Origin of the sequence: Flavobacterium notoginsengisoli (genome assembly GCF_042686225.1) — a bacterium.
Taxonomy (GTDB): domain Bacteria; phylum Bacteroidota; class Bacteroidia; order Flavobacteriales; family Flavobacteriaceae; genus Flavobacterium; species Flavobacterium notoginsengisoli.
The window spans coordinates 219,724-239,880 of the sequence record NZ_JBHUOT010000008.1 but is presented as its reverse complement, the minus strand read 5'-3'; the positions used below and the strand labels follow the sequence as shown (position 1 = coordinate 239,880).

Annotated in this window: 17 protein-coding genes; 11 read left to right on the top strand and 6 right to left on the bottom strand. The window is 33.0% G+C overall.

Annotation, left to right across the window (positions count from 1 at the left end; genetic code table 11):
- Positions 1 to 276: 276 nt before the first annotated feature.
- Both ACFS3A_RS18375 and ACFS3A_RS18370 read left to right on the top strand, forming a co-directional pair.
- Positions 277 to 975 carry a DUF3592 domain-containing protein gene (locus ACFS3A_RS18375; protein ID WP_379827027.1) on the top strand — a complete coding sequence of 233 codons (699 nt, stop codon included), beginning with the start codon at positions 277 to 279 and terminating at the stop codon, positions 973 to 975.
- Between the two features lie 141 nt (positions 976 to 1,116).
- Positions 1,117 to 1,887 (top strand): TlpA family protein disulfide reductase, encoded by a 771-nt coding sequence (locus ACFS3A_RS18370; protein WP_379827026.1) that lies wholly within the window; start codon positions 1,117 to 1,119, stop codon positions 1,885 to 1,887.
- A gap of 77 nt (positions 1,888 to 1,964) precedes the next feature.
- On the opposite strand, the gene ACFS3A_RS18365 is transcribed toward ACFS3A_RS18370, so the two are convergent.
- Positions 1,965 to 2,957 (bottom strand): virulence RhuM family protein, encoded by a 993-nt coding sequence (locus ACFS3A_RS18365; RefSeq protein ID WP_379827025.1) that lies wholly within the window; start codon positions 2,955 to 2,957, stop codon positions 1,965 to 1,967.
- 254 nt (positions 2,958 to 3,211) lie between these two features.
- Between ACFS3A_RS18365 and ACFS3A_RS18360 the strand changes: the two genes are divergently transcribed.
- Positions 3,212 to 4,831 carry an ABC-F family ATP-binding cassette domain-containing protein gene (locus ACFS3A_RS18360; RefSeq protein ID WP_379827023.1) on the top strand — a complete coding sequence of 540 codons (1,620 nt, stop codon included), beginning with the start codon at positions 3,212 to 3,214 and terminating at the stop codon, positions 4,829 to 4,831.
- Between the two features lie 280 nt (positions 4,832 to 5,111).
- On the opposite strand, the gene ACFS3A_RS18355 is transcribed toward ACFS3A_RS18360, so the two are convergent.
- A complete protein-coding gene (locus tag ACFS3A_RS18355; protein WP_179005013.1) occupies positions 5,112 to 5,285 on the bottom strand; it encodes a hypothetical protein in 174 nt (57 codons plus the stop codon).
- 78 nt (positions 5,286 to 5,363) lie between these two features.
- Positions 5,364 to 7,364, bottom strand: coding sequence for an AAA family ATPase (locus ACFS3A_RS18350; RefSeq protein ID WP_379827022.1), 2,001 nt, complete (start codon positions 7,362 to 7,364; stop codon positions 5,364 to 5,366).
- A 187-nt stretch (positions 7,365 to 7,551) separates the two neighbouring features.
- On the opposite strand from ACFS3A_RS18350, the gene pyrR reads away from it, so the two are divergent.
- The 8 genes from pyrR (at position 7,552) to ACFS3A_RS18310 (ending at position 13,367) form a co-directional block, all read left to right on the top strand.
- The gene (gene pyrR, locus ACFS3A_RS18345; protein ID WP_379827020.1) at positions 7,552 to 8,091 is read left to right on the top strand and encodes a bifunctional pyr operon transcriptional regulator/uracil phosphoribosyltransferase PyrR; all 540 of its coding nucleotides are present in this window, start codon (positions 7,552 to 7,554) and stop codon (positions 8,089 to 8,091) included.
- Between the two features lie 29 nt (positions 8,092 to 8,120).
- Positions 8,121 to 8,762, top strand: a complete 642-nt coding sequence (locus ACFS3A_RS18340; protein ID WP_379827019.1) for a DUF6891 domain-containing protein — start codon at positions 8,121 to 8,123, stop codon at positions 8,760 to 8,762.
- A 79-nt stretch (positions 8,763 to 8,841) separates the two neighbouring features.
- Complete coding sequence (locus ACFS3A_RS18335) at positions 8,842 to 9,768, top strand: aspartate carbamoyltransferase catalytic subunit (RefSeq protein ID WP_029273654.1); 927 nt, start codon at positions 8,842 to 8,844, stop codon at positions 9,766 to 9,768.
- An 11-nt stretch (positions 9,769 to 9,779) separates the two neighbouring features.
- On the top strand, positions 9,780 to 10,259 hold the full coding sequence (locus tag ACFS3A_RS18330; RefSeq protein WP_379827018.1) for a hypothetical protein: 480 nt from the start codon (positions 9,780 to 9,782) through the stop codon (positions 10,257 to 10,259).
- Between the two features lie 237 nt (positions 10,260 to 10,496).
- A complete protein-coding gene (locus ACFS3A_RS18325) occupies positions 10,497 to 10,829 on the top strand; it encodes a ribonuclease Z (RefSeq protein WP_379827017.1) in 333 nt (110 codons plus the stop codon).
- A 99-nt stretch (positions 10,830 to 10,928) separates the two neighbouring features.
- Positions 10,929 to 11,834, top strand: a complete 906-nt coding sequence (locus ACFS3A_RS18320) for a ribonuclease Z (protein ID WP_379827016.1) — start codon at positions 10,929 to 10,931, stop codon at positions 11,832 to 11,834.
- Positions 11,835 to 12,043: 209 nt separating this feature from the next.
- Positions 12,044 to 12,688 carry a pyridoxamine 5'-phosphate oxidase gene (pdxH, locus tag ACFS3A_RS18315; protein WP_379827015.1) on the top strand — a complete coding sequence of 215 codons (645 nt, stop codon included), beginning with the start codon at positions 12,044 to 12,046 and terminating at the stop codon, positions 12,686 to 12,688.
- Between the two features lie 175 nt (positions 12,689 to 12,863).
- The gene (locus ACFS3A_RS18310) at positions 12,864 to 13,367 is read left to right on the top strand and encodes a CAP domain-containing protein (protein ID WP_379827014.1); all 504 of its coding nucleotides are present in this window, start codon (positions 12,864 to 12,866) and stop codon (positions 13,365 to 13,367) included.
- Positions 13,368 to 13,489: 122 nt separating this feature from the next.
- Here the strand turns inward: ACFS3A_RS18310 and ACFS3A_RS18305 are convergent, their stop codons facing one another.
- The 3 genes from ACFS3A_RS18305 to ACFS3A_RS18295 all read right to left on the bottom strand — a co-directional run.
- Entirely contained in the window at positions 13,490 to 15,433 is a 1,944-nt protein-coding gene (locus ACFS3A_RS18305; protein ID WP_379827013.1) for an OmpA family protein, read from the bottom strand.
- Positions 15,434 to 15,445: 12 nt separating this feature from the next.
- Positions 15,446 to 16,357 (bottom strand): PorP/SprF family type IX secretion system membrane protein, encoded by a 912-nt coding sequence (locus tag ACFS3A_RS18300; RefSeq protein WP_379827012.1) that lies wholly within the window; start codon positions 16,355 to 16,357, stop codon positions 15,446 to 15,448.
- A gap of 145 nt (positions 16,358 to 16,502) precedes the next feature.
- Positions 16,503 to 20,157, bottom strand: a 3,655-nt coding sequence (locus tag ACFS3A_RS18295) for a T9SS type B sorting domain-containing protein (protein WP_379827011.1), incomplete at its 5' end; no start/stop codon positions are given.

Below are 20,157 nucleotides of genomic sequence, written 5' to 3'. Positions count from 1 at the left end.
ATATTTTCAAGAGTTAATAACAAAGTTCATGAAAATTAAGCGAGGTAAAATTTTTGGTGGGTTAAAATTGAGTTTGGTTATTTATTTTTTAATCTAAATTTTATTTCAAAACAATGTACCGAGTTTGGGTAATTTGTTATTTGGTTTTTACCTAAATGAGGACATTTATAAACCTGGCAATTCGTTGTCAGGTTTTTTTGTTTAAAAAAGTATTTAAAGTATTAGGAGATAAATCTTTTAACGCTATTTTTATGACAACTAATTAAACTTAAAATAATGAAAGGATTCACCATTTTTAAAATTGTATTTTCGATTGTTGGCGCAGGTCTTTTGGCTGGAGCTGTTTATTCGTATGCTGATAAAAAAGCATTTTTAGAAAAAGCAGAAAGTGCGCAGGGAACTGTTATCGAAATGATCGCCAGAAGATCAGATAATTCGACAACATATTGTCCGGTAGTGCGTTTTAAAGCAAAAACAGGACAGGAAATTACTTTTACCTCTTCTGTGAGTAGTAACCCGCCAAGTTATAGTGTAGACGAAACAGTTGAGATTTTATATGATCCTGCAGATCCAAAAGAGGCTAATATTAATGGGTTTGCTTCTTTATGGTTAGTGCCATTAATACTGGGAATTCTTGGAACCATTTTCTTTTTGATTGGTGCATTGTCCTATTTGTTTGGTTATCTGAAAAATAAGAGAAAACAAAATTTACGTGAAACAGGAAAACCGGTTTCAGCAAAATTTACCCAAGTACAATTAAATACAAGTTACACTTCAAACGGAAGAAATCCTTTTCAGATTTACAGTCAATGGCAGGATCCTAAAACCAATGAATTATATGTTTTTAAGAGCGATAATATCTGGTTTGATCCAACGGAATTTGTAAAGACAGACACAATGAGAGTTTTTATAGATCCGGAAAATCCTAAGAAATATGTTATGGATCTTTCTTTTTTACCAACTCTTAAGAATTAGAAGATGAATTAAATCAGATAGAAGTTCGTTATTGTTTCAACTTAAAAAACAATAGCGGACTTTTGAGTTAAAATTGAATCAACAAAAATTAGCCTGCTAAATTTTGACTACTTTTGAAATCCAATATATTTTTTAGAATTCATGCCAAGATTTTTCAGTCTTATTATATTCCTTTTCATCTTTAATTTAAGTACAGCTCAAAATAAATTCGAAAATCCCGAAGTTGATCCTGTTCAAATTCAAAAAAGTTATGAAATATGGTCGGTTTACAATAAAAAAATAATGCTTTCAAGAGATTTTACGGCTTTGGATGCTTCTTCCAAAGAAATTTCAAAAGAATTATTTCTAGATCAATTGGTAAACGGAGATTTTATTCCAATTCGATTAAAATCAGATGCTTCGGTATATTATTATAAACTCTTCAAAATTCAGCCAAAAACAGATACCAGCATAAAAGCGACCATTAATCAAATTGGTTTTGATGCTTATAAAAACTACAAAATGGAAGGAACCGTTTTTCCTTCATTTTCATTTAAAGATTTAGATGGAAACTTGGTTTCAAACGAATCCATGAAAGGAAAAATCATTGTGATAAAATGCTGGTACATTCATTGTGCGGCTTGTATCAAAGAATTTCCGCAAGTTAATAAACTAGTAGCGGAATACAAAGATCGAAAAGATATTGAGTTTCTAAGTCTTGCCGAAGATACACCAGAACAATTGAAAACATTTTTAGCGAGAAAACCACTTTCTTACGCTGTTATTCCTAACATGAAAGAGTATATGAATGACACGCTTGATTTGAATGCTTTTCCAACTCATTTTATTTTGGACAAAGAAGGAAAAATCAAAAAAGTAGTTTCTAATTACGAAAGCCTTGAAGTGGCTTTGGAGAAAGAAAGTAAATTGTAATTTTTTTAACCATATAAGCTCATGTAAGAAATTATAAGTTTAGTTTAAATGAACTTATATTACTTATATTGTGGAAATTATTCTTTTTTCAATTTCATTATTTCCTTATCAAAATCAGATAAATATTCTCTGTCCTGAATAATTCGAAATTTATCAAATTCCATTTCGGCTTTGATTTTTGCTTCTAAATGCGAAACTTTCCCTTTGTCAGTCAAAATAGGATAACTAGAAAGTTGTAGAAAGTTATTCAGAAAAACGGTCCAATCTTCCATTTGCATAATAATTTGTCTCTTAGCATAATTTTCGGCCAAATCTAAATAAGCAGAAACAATTCTGTTAAGTTCTTGAAGATGTGCGTTGTTTAAATAATTTTTGGCAACACTTACATCACTTTTCTGAATCTTTCCATCGGGAGCATCTTTCCATGTCGAAAGCCCCATATATATTTTTGTGGCATCTGCTTCTGTATAAATAATTTCGGCCTCAGTTTTGCCTGTTATTGCCCAATGAAGTTTATTTTGTACGGTTGCAAAAAAAGCTTTGGTTGCTGTACTATCTTTTTCATAATTGGCTGAAAGAGCATAGATATCGGTAATTTTTTGATAAAAGCGTCTTTCAGAAGAACGAATTTCACGAATGCGCTCCAGTAATTCCTCAAAATAATCTTTACCAAAAGCTTTCCCGTTTTTAAGCATTTCATCATTTAAAACAAATCCTTTTATAATGAATTCTTTTAAGGTTTTTGTTGCCCAAATCCTGAATTGTGTCGCTTGTTTAGAATTGACTCTGTAACCTACTGCTATAATGGCATCAAGATTATAAAAATCAATATCTCTGCTAACCGCTCTTTTTCCTTCAGTTTGAACTGCTCGAATTTTTCGAGTAGTTGGAATCGAATCTAATTCTAAGCTTTTGTAGATTTCTTTTAAGTGATATGTTATTGTATGGGATTCTACTCCAAATAACTGAGCCATTGCTTTTTGAGAAAGCCAGAAATTTTCCTCTAAAAAAGTAACCTCAATATTAATGTTGGCCTCAGAAGTTTGATATAATAAAATGGGTGCCTGCATAAATTCAAGAAATAAAAAGTGAAGATAAACTAAATTGTAATTTATACCATATAAGTTATATAAGAAATTATAAGTTTTGATTTAAATGAGTTTATATCACTTACATGGTTTTATTTTCTGCGCAAAGTTTTTTCTTTGCGTCTTTGAGACTCCGTGAGAAATCTTGTTTCGTATAAAAAACTTAGTCCCTTTGCCTCTTTGCAACTCTGAACCTTTTTCACTACTTTTGCACCAAATTAATTAAAAAGACATTCATGTTAACAGTCAATAATTTATCAGTTCAGTTTGGCAAACGAATTTTGTTTGACGAAGTAAATACCACATTCACTCACGGAAATATTTACGGCGTTATTGGAGCCAATGGTGCTGGAAAATCTACATTTCTAAAAATTATTTCGGGCGATATGGACCCAACTTCCGGGCATATCCATTTGGAGCCGGGAAAACGTATGTCGGTTTTAAACCAGAACCACAACATGTTCGACGAGCATACTGTGTTGGAAACCGTTTTAATGGGAAATAAGGTACTGTATGCTGTTAAAAAAGAAATGGATGAGCTTTATTTAGATTATAATGATGCCAATGCAGACCGAATAGGGGAGCTTCAGGTTCAGTTTGAAGAAATGAACGGATGGAATGCTGATTCTGACGCTGCGTCAATGTTATCTAACTTAGGAATCACAGAAGCAGATCATTATACTTTAATGGCTGATATGGAAGGGAAAATGAAAGTACGTGTGCTTTTGGCGCAGGCACTTTTCGGAAATCCTGATGTATTGATTATGGATGAGCCTACCAACGATTTGGATTTTGAGACAATCGCCTGGTTAGAGAACTTCCTGGCAAACTACGAAAATACTGTAATCGTTGTATCTCACGACCGTCACTTTTTAGATGCGGTTTGTACACATATTTCTGATATTGATTTCGGAAAAATTAATCACTATTCAGGAAACTATACGTTTTGGTACGAGTCTAGCCAATTAGCGGCAAAACAGCGTGCACAGCAAAACAAAAAAGCAGAAGAGAAGAAACAAGAGTTGGAAGAATTTATTCGTCGTTTTAGTGCAAACGTGGCGAAATCAAAACAAGCAACTTCTCGTAAAAAAATGATTTCGAAATTGAATATTTCTGAAATCAAACCTTCAAGCCGTCGTTATCCAGCGATTATTTTCGATCAGGATCGTGAAGCGGGAGATCAGATTTTAAATGTAGAACATTTGTCTGCATCTGTAGACGGAGAAGTTTTGTTTAAAGATGTTCATTTGAATATGGCGAAAGGCGACAAAATCGTTCTTTTCTCTAAAGATTCACGTGCTACAACGGCTTTCTACGAAATCTTAAACAACGAACAAAAAGCAGATGCTGGAACTTTTGATTGGGGAATTACAACAAACCAAGCCTATTTACCAGCTGAAAACCACAAATATTTCGAAAACGATTTAAGTTTAGTAGACTGGTTACGTCAGTATGCTAAAACGGAAGAAGAACGTGATGAGGTATTCATTAGAGGTTTCTTAGGAAAAATGATTTTCTCTGGAGAAGAAGCTTTAAAAACATCTAGAGTTTTATCTGGAGGAGAAAAAGTACGTTGTATGTTGTCTAGAATGATGATGGAGCGTGCAAACGTTTTAATGTTAGACGAACCAACAAATCACTTAGATTTGGAGTCTATTACAGCTTTCAACAACTCATTGAAAAACTTTAAAGGTTCTGTAATTTTCACTACACATGACCACGAGTTTGCGCAAACTGTTGGTAACAGAATCGTAGAATTGACACCAAACGGAGTAATTGACCGTTACATGACATTTGACGAATATCTTGATGATGAAAAGATTCAGGAACAAAGAAAAAAGATGTACAATCTTTAATCTATAAATTACAATAAAAAAATCCCAAATCCCAAATTAAAATTGGAGTTTGGGATTTTTTATTGGAGTCTAATTTTAAACACATAGAAACATAGTTTTAGTGTCGAATTTAGTGAGAATAAAGAACTACAAAAGAGAAATATATTTCTTTCACATAGCTATGTTTTTTGTAAAAAAGTGAAACGCCTCTAAGCAGTTTCAATCCCGATAGCTATCGGGAATGTTTCTATGTGTTTAAAAAAAATCCCCGCTATGTAAATAACGAGGATTTTTTTATGTCTTATTTGCTTCCGAACATTTTAGCGAAAATCCAGATAATAATCGCAACCACAAAAATTACGATAAAAATCCCGAATCCCATTCCGGCTTTAAAAATGTCTCCAACTAGTTCACAGCTTGTAAATGAAAACAGTATTACGAATACCATTAACAATCTTAGTATTTTATTTTGCATGATTCAGATATTTTAAATTGATACTTAAAATTACTTCACGAATCAGCGAAATGTGTTATAGAATTTTTGGGAAATGTTTTAGGATTTTGACTCGGCTTCGAAATTAATTATTTTTTCAAATACGTTAACAGTATCCAAATGTATAAAAGGAAAACATTTTGAAGATATAATACTTAAACTTTTTTGTAATTCACCTTCATTTTTGAACTTTTCAAGTGGTTTAAAAACCATTTTGAGCTTTGTCTCTAAATCATGTCCCTGAGATTCTAAATACCAAATAGGAATTTCATATTCTATTCCATTAAAAAACTTGACCTTTCTTTTAGCATTCTTTAAATCATTAGACATTGGAAATTTTAAATAGTATTTTTCAAAAAACCAATTGATTGATTTTTCGATTAGCTTTGTGTCATTTCCAATTTGATATTGATTGTATGTTTCATCTAGACTAATTTCTGAAAGAATACTATAGGCTTTTAGTTCCATTAATTGTATAATTAAATAAATAGGATCGTAAACATAGTTTTCTATACTATATCTCTGATTTTCCCCATGAACTTTTACATATTCATAATCTGAGTCCTTATTATTTTTGTCCCAATCAATTATTCCAAAAAAGGATTTGTTTTCTGAATTCCTTATGGCTGTAATAGTTTCTTTTACTTGTGAACTACTTCCCTTTCCATATCCGTTTGAAATAAAATAAAGTTGAAATGGATAATTTTTGTATTGTGATAATTTATCAAATATTGTTTGGTAGTAGAATCTGTCTGTTGGACTTTCAACAAAAACTTGTTTATGATTTTTATAATCAATACTTAATGTTGGAATAAAACTCGTTAATAACTTCAATGCATCATCTTTGGAAATCTTTTTTAAAAAAGTATTTTCACCATTGGAAATTTGATAAATATTGTCCTCATTTAATAAAGCTATAGTGGAAGGACTGTGTGTTGTTAAAATTATTTTTATGCCAAATTTTGTAACAAATGTATTTTGTAGGACATTAATAAGGAGGTAGGACATTTCTGGGTGTAAATGTGCATCTGGCTCATCAAGTATAATTAAATCAGGAAAGTCTAAATTTGTTAGATAATATTCAGATGTAAAAAGTTTTAAAATCAAACCAAAAATTACTTTTTCACCTGATGATAAGTCAATAAAAGGAATTTTTTCGCCAGTCGATTTTTTTATAATTGCGATATCTATTGTGATATCAGTGCTAAATTCTTCTTTTTCAATTTCTTTAAAATAAAAATCAAGATTATTTGCTTCTAAAATATCGTTGACAGTATTCCATGGTGGGGGAAAGTTATTAATGAAATCATCGTCTGAAATCGAGTCATTTTCTTTTTTATCCTCCTTTTTATAAAACCAATTTTTTCTATTTATATCTCTTCTCTTTGCATAATTGTAGAAAATATATTCAATTTGTGAACTGAATAAATTATTCACATCAATTAGACTATCATCAATCGGTGAATTATAAAAGTCCAGTTCAACAATTTCTTCAATAGGTTTTCCTAATTTGTCACTTAAATGATTTAGTATTTTAAAAAGCGAAAGTATGTGGTAATTATAAATATCTTGAAGGAAATTTTTTTCCCTTTGAGGATCTATATTAGGAAGAGAATCAATATTAATTTTTTGTTTCTCAGAAATATTGATTTTAAGAAGTTTGATGTATTCATCTTCATTTGACAATAAATCTCTTCTGGTTATAGAAAAAATATTTTTATCTAGTTTTTTATCAATTATATATTTTAAAATCTTTAAGTTGTTTTTGCTTAATCTTTTAAATTGTAAAAGTGACTGTTGTAACGTTGATTTCCAATTGTCGTAAGATATGCTTTGTAGATTATCTTTAATAATTCCTTCAAATTGAATAATTGTTGGTTCTGGAATAATAAATATTTGTACATTTTTTTCTTCTTCTCTTTTTTGAAATTTATTTGAAATTAAATTTAATAATTGTGATTTTCCACTTCCATTTTTACCAATAATTACAGTGAGATCTGATAAATCGTCACTTATGAAAGGATTTAAAGATTTATATTTGTCTTTTAATGTTATTCTCATTTACAATCGATTAAAATATTTTTTAATTGGTTTTAGGAATTTATCTCTTTACGCTAAAATATAACTTTTGAATAGATTTTCTTAATACTAAACAATGAATATTCATTAAAGAATATTTCCAAGCTCAACACCCCAACAAATAAAATCATATTCCGTATATTTGCGCAACCAAACATTACAATCACTTATGAGTCAAAAAGTATTACTTAATTCGAAAGAAGTTACTATCATACTCCATCGTTTGGCTTGTCAGTTAATCGAAAAACATCTTGATTTCTCTAATACAATTTTGGTGGGAATTCAGCCAAGAGGTGTTTATTTAGCGGAACGTTTAAAACAATTATTAGAGAACGAATACAAGGTTCCTGAAATCACTTTAGGTTATCTGGACATCACTTTTTTTAGAGATGATTTTCGCCGTACTGATAAACCGCTTGAAGCCAATAAAACGCAAATTAATTTTATAGTCGAAGACAAAAAAGTCATTTTTATCGATGACGTTTTGTTTACCGGAAGAAGCATTCGCTCTGCTTTGACGGCAATTCAATCATTTGGAAGACCTTCAGAAATTGAATTGTTGGTTTTAATTGACAGACGTTTCAGTCGTCATTTACCTATTCAGCCAGATTATCGCGGTCGTCAGGTAGATGCTATTAATGGAGAGAAGGTAATTGTAAGCTGGAAAGAAAATGATGATGAAGATGTTGTTCATTTGGTTACCAATTAAAGGAATCGTTAAAAATTGAAAATGCAATCATGACAGAGGACGAAGAGTTTATTTATGAATCAATTTTTAACCAGGTAAGAATGGGATTTCTTTCTATTGATGATATTAAAGATAACATCATGGAAGAAATTGAAGACAATGAATTTGAAGAGGAAATTTCAGAAGAATGGGCTTTTGAAAAAATTGACAATGAATACCAAAAGTTACTTACAGAAAGTAAACATTGGAAAAGCCCGACTGATACTGAAAGACTAATAAACGCGTTTGATGAATTATGCGATCAGAATATCGTGGCGCTTCACAACGCAGGTTACACTACAAGTGATGGCGAATATGAAGTAGTTGAAGTCGAAAGAGAGCTTCGTGAAAATGGAGTTACATCTGATGGCTACTGTTTTTACCACGAACAAGATTTAGCCGCAGCCATTGATCCTGAAAATCCAAGTTTGTATATCGCTTTCCAAAAAGTAGATAATTCTGATTCGGCAGTCACAATTGAAGTTGGAAAGAAAGTTGCCGAAGTTCTGAGAAATAATGGTTTTGAGGTAAAATGGGAAGAAACTGCCTCTCGAAAAATTGAAATTCCAAATTTCAGATGGCAGCAGATTTATAATGAAGATTCGAGAGACCTTCAGGATTATGGAGAAGTTGTAGAGAGAATGATTGAATAGAGTAGCTGCTCTTTAAAGAAGCATGGAATGAAACCCGTTTTTCATTCGGAATTTGACCAATAATATTAAAGAAACAACAATGAAAGAATTAAGCGTAAATCATTTATTAGGAATAAAATACATTAACGAAAATGATATTAACCTGATTTTTGAAACGGCAGATCATTTTAAAGAAGTCATTAACCGACCGATTAAAAAAGTTCCTTCATTACGAGATATCACCATTGCCAATATTTTCTTTGAAAACAGTACCAGAACCAAACTTTCGTTTGAATTAGCACAGAAACGTTTATCTGCTGATGTTATCAGTTTTTCTGCAGCTCAATCATCCGTTAAAAAAGGAGAAACCCTTATTGATACTGTAAATAATATCCTTTCGATGAAAGTGGATATGGTTGTAATGCGCCACTCCAATCCCGGAGCGGCTTATTTTTTATCTAAAAATGTCAAAGCTAGTATCGTAAATGCGGGAGACGGAGCACACGAACATCCAACTCAGGCTTTGTTAGACAGTTATTCAATTAGAGAAAAACTGGGTGATGTAGCCGGAAAAAAAGTAGTTATTGTAGGCGATATTTTGCATTCGAGAGTGGCTTTGTCCAACATATATGCTTTGCAGATGCAAGGCGCTGAAGTAAAAGTCTGCGGGCCAAAAACATTGATTCCGAGATATATTGAATCGCTTGGAGTTACAGTTGAACCGAATTTACGAAAAGCTTTAGAATGGTGCGACGTTGCCAATATGCTTCGTGTGCAAAACGAACGTATGGACGTGAATTTCTTCCCATCGACACGAGAATATGCACAACAATACGGAGTCGACAAACCGCTTTTGGATTCGCTAGGAAAAGAAATCGTAATCATGCACCCGGGACCAATCAACAGAGGAGTAGAGATTACTTCTGAAGTGGCAGATTCTGATCATTCTGTAATCTTGAATCAGGTGGAGAATGGTGTTGCGATTAGAATGGCAGTTATTTATCTTTTGGCTTCTAAGATTCAATAGGTATAAAGTATTTGAGAAATACATTAAAAATATTATTTCTGCTAATTGGTTTTGTATGTAAAGCTCAGGATGTTGATGAAATAAAAATAGATACGATCTATAATAATTTATACAGCCGAACACCTAAAAATTTTAAAGTAGACGAAATTTCAAAACCAAATAATAGATTTTTTACATTGGATTTGAATAGCATTGGAGGATTGAGAAGTCTTTATCAGTTTCAGGAGGAACTTAAATTTAATGCGGCAGAAATTGACTGGCTCAACAAACAAATTGATCAAATTGCTTTGGCTTTTTATTTAGAAGAAAAGCCAATCTTAATTCGAAAAGTTGGCGGTTACGAAGGATGCCCAAATGGTAATATTTATACAGAAATAATAAAGGAAAAAAAGGTAACGATTTTGAATTTTTGTTTTACTTGTTCTGGTGCAGGAAAACTAGATGAATTTATTCGAATTTTTAATAATAGAACAAATTTATTATTGAAATAAACAGATTAACTAATATTCTAGTTTTTATTAAAATAGAGGTTAGTTTTTTGCAACTGTCACACTGAGCGAAGTCGAAGTGCTTAAAAAAATGAAACTTGCTTTTCAAACGTGGCTTCGACTTCGCTCAGCCTGACAAACTTGGAACCTGAAACTTTAAACCTGAAACCAAAAAATAAAAAATCTTCGTACCTTAGCTCTCAGAAAATCAATTTTTATATAAGCCCCATAAATTAAAAAATGAAAGTAGATCAAAAAGGACATACCGTTACAATTAAAGATACACAAGGAGATGTAAATGCTTTCTTGGAAAAAGTAACGCAACAATTTAAAACCTTTGAAAAACAAAATATTATAATCGATTTGTCAGCTGATACTGCGATTACAGAAAAAGATTTAAAAGCTTTTTTACCGCTTTCTAAGCTTCATAAAAAAGCAAAAAAGTCATTTGTAATTGTGGCTACAGATCTTGATTTTAATGCTATTTCTGATAAATTAGCTGTAGTTCCTTCTCTTTTGGAAGCTCACGATATTATCGAAATGGAAGAAATTGAGAGAGACTTAGGATTTTAGATTTTAGACTTTAGATTTTAGATTACAACTGAATCTAAAATGTTTTCAGCAATTCTAAAATATTTTCATCAATCTAAAATCTAAAATCAACAATCCAAAATGAAGTTAACTATACTTGGCTGTTATGCAGCAACTCCCAGAACACTTACTAATCCGACTTCACAAGTCTTAGAAATTAGAAACAGATTATTTTTAATTGACTGTGGTGAAGGAACTCAGGTGCAGCTTCGAAAGAACAAAATTAAATTCTCGAAGATCAATCATATTTTTATTTCACATCTTCACGGAGATCATCTTTACGGATTGATTGGAACGATTTCAACTTTTTCTCTTTTAGGAAGAACAACAGATTTACATATTTATGGTCCAAAAGGAATTAAGGAACTTATTCTTCTTCAATTAAAATTGACAGAATCATGGACAACTTATAGTCTGTTTTTCCATGAATTAGATTCAAAAGAAAGTGAAGTGATTTTTGAAGATAACAAAGTCATTGTAAAAACAATTCCGTTGAAACACCGGGTTTATACGAATGGATTTTTATTTCAGGAAAAACCTGCTGAACGAAAACTAAATGTGGAAGCTGTTCAGCATTATGATATTCATGTTGCCTATTATCAAAAAATAAAAAACGGCGGCAATGTCACTTTGGATGACGGAACTGTAATTGAAAATGAAAAGCTGACTTTTGATCCGGAACCGGCAAAAAGTTATGCCTTTTGTTCAGATACGGTTTACAATGAAGAGGTAATACCTATTATCGAAAATGTTGATGTTTTGTATCACGAATCTACCTTTTTAGATTCTGAAGCCAGATTGGCTGAAAAAACATTGCATTCGACTTCAAAAGAAGCGGCAACTATTGCATTAAAAGCCAACGTAAAACAATTGATATTAGGACATTATTCTACCCGTTACGACGGAATTGAACGTTTTAAAGAAGAAGCCGAAACTGTTTTTCCAAATGTCCTTTTAGGAGATGATGGAATTTCATTTGAGTTTTAATTTTAAAGATACTATCCCAATAGCTATCGGGACTGAGATACTGAGATGCTAAGTTTTAGAACGTGAACAACGAATGTTATTCTGAGCGAAGTCGAAGGGGCTTTTTATTGAGACATGTTGCGTAAACAAGGGGTTTCAACTTCGCTCAGCCTGACAAACCTGAAACCTGAAACAAAAATTCTAAAATCAACAATCTAAAATAACAAATCATGAGTGATTTAAGTAATTATAGAAAATCTTACGAGAAAAGTGAATTACTGGAAACGAATATTCCGGAAGATCCTATTAATCTTTTTAACCGCTGGTTTCATGAAGTAGAAGATTTTGGCGGAAGCGGAGAAGTCAATGCGATGACCGTTTCAACGATTGGTTTGGATGGTTTTCCAAAATCTCGTGTAGTATTATTGAAGAAATTCTCAGAAGAGGGTTTTATATTTTATACTAATTATAATTCTGAAAAAGGAAAAGCGATAGAGGCGAACCCGAATGTTTGTTTGTCTTTTTTCTGGCAGGAAATGGAGCGTCAGGTCATTGTAAAAGGAATTGCTCAGAAAACATCTGAGATTATTTCAGATAATTATTTTGATTCTCGTCCTGAGGGAAGCAAACTTGGAGCAGTTGTTTCTCATCAAAGTGAAGTGATTCCATCCAGAGATTTTTTAGAAGAAAATTTGAAAAAACTAGAAGCTGAATTTGAAGGAAAACCTATTCCAAGACCGGAAAATTGGGGAGGATATATTGTCACTCCGTTACAAGTAGAATTCTGGCAGGGACGTGCGAACAGACTGCATGACAGAATGCGTTATACCAGTCAGTCTGATTTTTCATGGAGAATTGAGCGACTTTCTTCTTAGTTTGTAAGAAAATTATATTTACATTAAAAATTACTGTGTATTTCATCGATTTTTTTTGTAGTTTAACGGTAAATTGAATATGTTTGATATAGAAAATTAGACGAGAAATTATTCAAAAATAAATTTAAAGGATTTGCCCCAACATCTACTTTAAACTGCTAAAATGCTGTTGATTATGGAAAAGATTAAGCGCACCATGTTGTTCATTGCGATTTTAGTCGCAATGAACGCATGTTCTGCAGATAGCGCCGAAGGAAGCGTGGATAATACTCCAGTAACAGTCCTTGTTACAAATTACACTTATAATGATAACGAAGTGCAAACTATGAAGCTTATAAACGAATACCGTTTGAGTGTTGGTTTACATGCTTTGGAAAGAATCAATCATATCTCTTTCAAATGTGAAGAACATAATCTTTATATGATTGAGAATAATGTGGTAGATCACAACGATTTTGTTGCAAGATCTCAAAATATTACAAATGTTTTAGGAGCTAAAAAAGTTGGTGAGAACGTTGCCTACAACTATAAAACTCCTGAAGCGGCTTTGAGAGCCTGGCTGGAGAGTCCAGGCCACAAAGAGAATATCGAGGGCGATTTTACGCATTTCGGAATATCTGTAAAGACAGATGCTGCTACCGGCAAAAAATATTATACTAATATTTTTGCTAAGCTTTAAACGAATATTGAACAGGTTGGTTTTTTAGAGGTCGTTGTAATTCATAGAATTGCAACGACTTTTTAATTAAAAAGCTGCCTTTACAGACAGCTTTTTTGAGGTTAGATAGTGATATTTTAAGTTTACAAAGCAGTGATTATGAATTCACTTCTTCTGTTGGCCTGATGCTCTTCTTCGGTACATTTAACTCCATCTGAACATTTATTGACTAATTGAGTCTCTCCGTACCCTTTTCCGCTTAATCGGTTTGGAGCAATTCCGTTTTTAATCAGCCATTTAATTGTTGATTTTGCTCTGCGGTCAGATAAAGCTTCATTGTATTGATGAGAAGCTCTGCTGTCTGTATGCGAACGAATATCAAGTTTCATAGTTGGGTTCTCATTTAAAACTACTAATATTTTTTCTAAGTCTAAAGCTGCTTCAGTTCTAATATTTGATTTATCCAAATCAAAATAAATCATTTTAATTCCGAAACATTTACCTAAATCATCTCCAACAGTAACTTTGCAGGTCGATTTTTCCAATGCAATTGGTAAGGTCGTTTTACCTGTTGTTTTTGAGATGTTTACGCTTAATTCTTTTGTGGTATATTCTGGTTTTTCTGCTCTTACAAGATAAGCTTTGCCGCAATCTACAGGAAATAAATATTTTCCGTAATTATCAGAAATTGTTGAGTTTTTGACATTCATTTGATTGTCAAATAACGTAACTTTTGCTCCAGGCAGAATTGTTCCTGTTTCAAGATCGGTTATAACGCCTTCCAATTCCTGAATGCATTGCAGTTTTCTTGTTTCCAAAAATTTGTAAATATCATCAGAGCCTTGTCCGCCATCTTTATTGGAACTAAAAAATCCTTTTCGGGTTGCTGTATCTATGATATAGGCAAAATCATCTTTAGGCGAATTTATATCTCCGCCAACATTCTGAATGTTATCTATTTTTCCATCATTTTCAATATTGGCAACAAATACATCTAAACCTCCTAATCCGGGATGACCATCAGATGAAAAGTAGATTTCATTTTCATTGGTTACAAAGGGATAGGTTTCTTTTCCTTCTGTATTAACTGTATTTCCCAGATTTTCAGGAGTTCCATATCCACCATTCGGATTAATACTGACTTTGTATAAATCAGATTGTCCAATTGATCCCGGCATATCAGAAGAAAAGTATAAAGTTTTCTCATCGGGACTTAATGCCGGATGTCCAACGCTGTAGTTGTCACTATTAAAAGGAAGTTCTGTAATGTTGTTCCATTTGTTTTTCTCGTCTAAAGTAGCTTTATAAATTTTGATCAAAGTGATTTTATGATCGTCTTTTCCTTTTTTTCCGTCAATGTAATTGTTTCTGGTAAAGTAAACTGCTTTTCCATCTTTAGTAAAAACAGGAGCGGCTTCATGAAATTTTGTGTTAATAGAAGATTTGAATTTATTTACTTTTCCTGCACTTCCGGTTTCCGGATTTATATCGGCATTGTAAATATTCGTAAAATATTCACCGGTCCATTTGTGTTTTCGTTGCGTAAAATTTCCAGTATCTCGTGCTGATGCAAAATAAATCTTGTTGTTGTAAACATATGATCCGTAGTCAGAATATTTACTATTTATACCTGCATCTTCAATTTTATACCTACCTGAATTTGCTTTAATCTGATCCAGATAATTAACGTCTTCTTTATAGAATTTTGCTCTTGAATCGTTTTTGGATCTTGTATTAAATTCATCGAACATTTTATTTGCCTTGCTAATATCTCCTGTTGATTTAAGAGATTGAGCATATCTGTAATAGTACTCCGGTTCAACAGTTGGATTCATGGCAAATAATTCTTTATACCATTTTGCTGCTCCTTTAAAATCAGAATTAAAGTAATAGGCGTTACCTAGTTTTTTAAACATATCTTCAGATTTGTAACCTTTATTCGCTACTTTTTCATAGGTTTTAATGGCATCAACATAGGCATAACTATCATATTTCTTATCACCGGAATTTATTTTTGCCTGCTGTGCATAAGTACTAAATGAAAAAGAACTTATAATTGTAAGGAAAAGTAGAGTATAGTTTTTCATGATACATTTGTTTTAGAAGAAACGAGGAGTTGTCATTTTACCATTGTTTTTGAATAATTCATAGCGAAGAAAAATTTCATGTGAGCCTGAATTATAGTTTTTTAAATTGGTCGTTTCATTGTCATATCCATAACCAATATAGAGTCCGTCTGTAACCTGAAAACCTGCCATTGCACTCACTGCTGCATCCCATCTGTAAGCAACACCAAGAGTTAGTTTTTCAAAAAACATAAAGTTGGCAGATACATCAACCTGAAGTGGTGCTCCTTCAACCATTTTTGTTAAAACTGCCGGTTTAAATTTGATTTCCTGAGAGAAATTGAAAACATAACCCGCCATTAAATAATAATTTATTTTGTCTTTGTAAATAGCTACATCATTATCATCATAGCGATTAGTCTGAATGAAATTGGGAACCGATAAACCAATGTATGCCTTGTCTGAATGCCAGTAAAGTCCGGCACCGATATTTGGAGAGAAAACATTATTTAAGTTTTGAAACTGTGGATCTCCGGCAGTTTCAGGGTTTAATTTATCTATATCAAGATTAAAGATGTCAGCTGTACCTTTTATTCCAAAAGAAAGTTTCCATGTTTCAGATGTAGGAACAGTGTATGAAAGATCTACAGAAAATTGATTTTCATTGGTAGGTCCAATTTTATCATTAACCAATGAAACTCCAAGTCCAATGTTACTATTATTTATAGGTGTGTTAATGGAAATTGTATTGGTTTTTGGAGCTCCATCCAATCCAACCCATTGATCACGATGTAAGGCGAAAATACTTAAGGTACCACGAGAACCAGCATAAGCCGGATTTATGTTGATTGTGTTGTACATATACTGGGTAAACTGCGCATCTTGTTGTGCATACCCGCCATATGTAACTAACAGAATGACGAAGAAAAATAATTTTGTTCTCATAACAGATATATTATTTTAATTATAACTATTGATTGTTTAAGGTATTGATAACCAATTAGTTGTTTGTTTAAAATTAAGCAAAAAATTTATTGTATTGTTTTAATACGCTGTAAAAGAGTTTTTTACAGCGTATTTGCTTAAGTTGTTATCTTGACAGATATAAATATCCGTCAAGTTTGTTTTCCTGGATATTATTGTTTCCATCTAAAGACTTATAGTTAATGATATAAAAATAAGTACCAGTAGGTAATCCGTCAGACTGTTTGATAGTTGTTCTTCCTCTTGAAGTTCCATCAAAAGCATTTGTTGTATTGTTGTAATTTACGGTTTCAAAAACTAAGATCCCCCAGCGATTATATATCTCAACAGTATTACCAGGATAACAGGTTGTATCGTCAATGTTATCAATTTTGAATGTTTCGTTGAACGTATCACCATTTGGCGAAAATGCATTGCGTGGTAAAACTTTTCCGCAGGCTAATACTTTACAATCATCGTTTACTTCCATCGTAAGGAGAATACTTCTTGGACATTTTTCATCGGCTATCAAATATTCAAAAGCATAATTTCCAAGTGCCAGACCAAAAGGATTTAGTACACCTCCCTGAAGCGCATTTGTATTGTTTTTGTCTACCCAGTTTCCTGTTATCGGACTGCCTTCAGGCAGTAATGTTGTCAGGTTGATCAATGTTGAATCATCTGTACAAGCTGTACTTCTGATTTCGGTAACACCATTTGGAACTACAGTAATAGTTATTGTTGCAGTATCACAATTTTCAGAACTTAATTTATCGCAGATTCTATAACTATAAGTATAAGTTCCTGCGGGAGTTAAACTTGAAACTGTTACATTCCCGGAAGCATCAATAATAATATTTGGATTTGTTTTATCGTTGTTTTGAGTAATAAGTGTAAAGTCAACTAATTGTAATGTAGCCGGAACAGCTCCTTTTACATCATTACTTAATACATTCCCCACAACACCAAAAGTGTTGCATCCTATATTGTTGTAATTATCATCATTAGCCACAACCGGAGTTGGCGGAGCCGGAGCATCCTTAATAATAACAGTTACAATAGCTGTGTCACAGTTTCCAACATCTGCTTTTTCGCAAATTTGATAAGTTAAAGTATAAGTTCCTACCGGAGCGTTAGCAGCAACAGTTACTGAACCGTCAGCATTTAGAGTTAATACTCCTTTTGGATCTGGTGTCACAGTTGTTAATGTAACGTCTGAAGAATTTACAGCAGTATTATTCAGGGTATCATTAGTAAAAACATTAATAATATTTGTAGCTGTTCCAGGAACTGAAATTGCAGCAGGACTATCATCATTTGCTACAATTGTAAACGTTGGTCTTGCCGTACAATAAGGATCAGCAGGAGGATAGTTAACTGTAATGGTTTCCGTTGGATTTAGAGAGATTATCAAATTAGCTGTTGGACGTAATTTTTCGAATCCGTCAGCTCCTTGAACCCATTTGTTGTTTTCAAAAATCCATCCTGGCCAGTCAATTCCTTTTCCATTTCCGTCTACAACTGCTCCGGGCCATAAAATTCTGCCTCTTAAAGGTAAATCTGAAGAGGTTGTAATAATATTGTTGCTGCTGTCTGCCCAGGAGATTTTTACACCATTTACCGGAGTAAAGTTTAGTGGAGTTATAACATAATCGATATACGGAACGTCATCAACACAAATTGAAGTTGCTGTAACTGTCATTTTTGGTGCTTCGATTGTAATAGTAACTGTTGCTGTATCGCAGTTATCAGTTTGAGCTGCTTCACAGATTTGGTATACTAAAGTTAATGTTCCAACAGGAGCATTTGGCAGTACATCTACAGAACCGTCAGGATTTAAATGTAAATAATCATTTGGCGTTACAGTGGTCAGGATAACATCAGAAGGACTTATTTTAGTTCCGTCAAGCGTATCATTTGAAAATATATTTAAAACATTTGTTGTAGTATGATTTACTCCGGCAATTGGTCCGGCATTATCATCATTGGCTACAATAACTTTTTTAACTTTACAGTTAACACTAAAGGTCTGAACCAATTCCGTTTTATTTCCGGCACAATCTGTTAAAGTATATGTTCTTGTTAAGATGTAAACGTTTCCGTCGCATCCGCTATTGGTATCTGTTACTGTAATATTTACTGTCGGACTGCAATTATCGGCAGCATCTTTAATATCCGAAGGACTTCCAACCGGAATCAAATCAATACTGGCTAAATTAATAACATTGGCAGGAGCAATCCCTGTTGGAGGAGTTGTATCTTTTACCTTAATGATTTGAGTATGTGAAGTGGTGTTTCCGCTACAATCACTGGTTTTCCAGGTACGCGTCAATGTATAATTAGAAGTGCAGCCGTTTACGATATCCGATTTTGTTTCTGTAAATACAATTGGTAAATTTCCATTACAATCATCTGAAGCTATCATTTCAGCAGGTTCAGGAACGGCATCGCAAGATACTTCAATGTCAGAAGGAAGATTTCCGCTAAACTTTGGAGCTGTAGTATCCTGAATGGTTATTATCTGAGTAAATGTATCAGAAATATTTCCACAGTCATCAGTTACAGTCCATGTATTCGTATAAGTTCCGGCATTGCTACAATTGGCAGAAGCCACGAACTGACCGCTTACTTTTACAATATTCGTTACATCATTATCACAAGAATCAGAAGCAATTGGAAGTAAAGCCTGAGCATTTGCTAAAGCTGTTGCATTGCTGCATTCTATTGTTCTGTCTAAAGATCCTGCTAAAGTTGTCCAGGTTGGTGCAGTATTATCTTGTACAATAATGGTTTGACTAACAGGAAGAGATATATTTCCGCAAGTATCGACTGCAGTCCAGGTTCTTGTTTTTGTATAAGATCCGGTACAGTTTCCCTGAGTAACACTGTCTGTATATGTTAAAGATGAGATTGCTCCATTATTGTCGGTAGCTGTTGCTTGTGCAAAGACAGGTTCAGCAGGACAATTGATGGTTGATATTTCCGGTAAAGGACTTACAATTGGTTTAATCGCATCTCCATCAAGAATTGTAAATGATTCAGAAATTGTACATCCGTTTGTATCTGTAATTAAAACAGAGTAATTACCCGAAGCAAGATTACTTGCTGTCGCTGTTGTTTGAACTGGAGTTGTGTTCCAGTTATAAGTATATCCGGCTGTTCCTCCAGAAACAGTTACCGTTGCAGAACCATTATTTCCACCGCCACAGGTAGCATCTGTTTGATTTTTTACTGCACTTAAGGTATTCTGTGGTTGTGAAATTGTTACAGTACAGGTAGTAGTGTAATTTAATTTATCAGTTACAGTCACTGAATGTACACCTGCAATCAAAGTAATAGCCTGAGCTGTAGTTTCACCATTATCCCATAAATAGGTGTAATCACCATTACCTCCTAAAGCTGTTACTGTGGCTTTGCCTGTGTTTTCTCCAAAACATTTTACAGGACTATCTTGAGAAATACTGCAAGAAAGTACATTTGGTTCAGTTATGTTTACTGTACAGGTTGTTGTGCATCCTTTAGAATCAGTTACCGTTACAGAATGTAATCCTGCACTTAATGCTGAAGCTGTTTGTGTGTTTTCATTATTGTCCCATAAGTAAGTATAATCTCCATTGCCTCCAATTGGGGTTACCGTTGCTTCTCCATTACTTAAACCATTTGAAGAAACGGCTTTATTTTGAATAACAGAACAGCTTAATACAGCGTTTGGTTGTGTTATTGTTACAGAATTAGATACAGAGGAACAAGAATCTGTCACTGTCAAAGTATAAGTTCCGGCA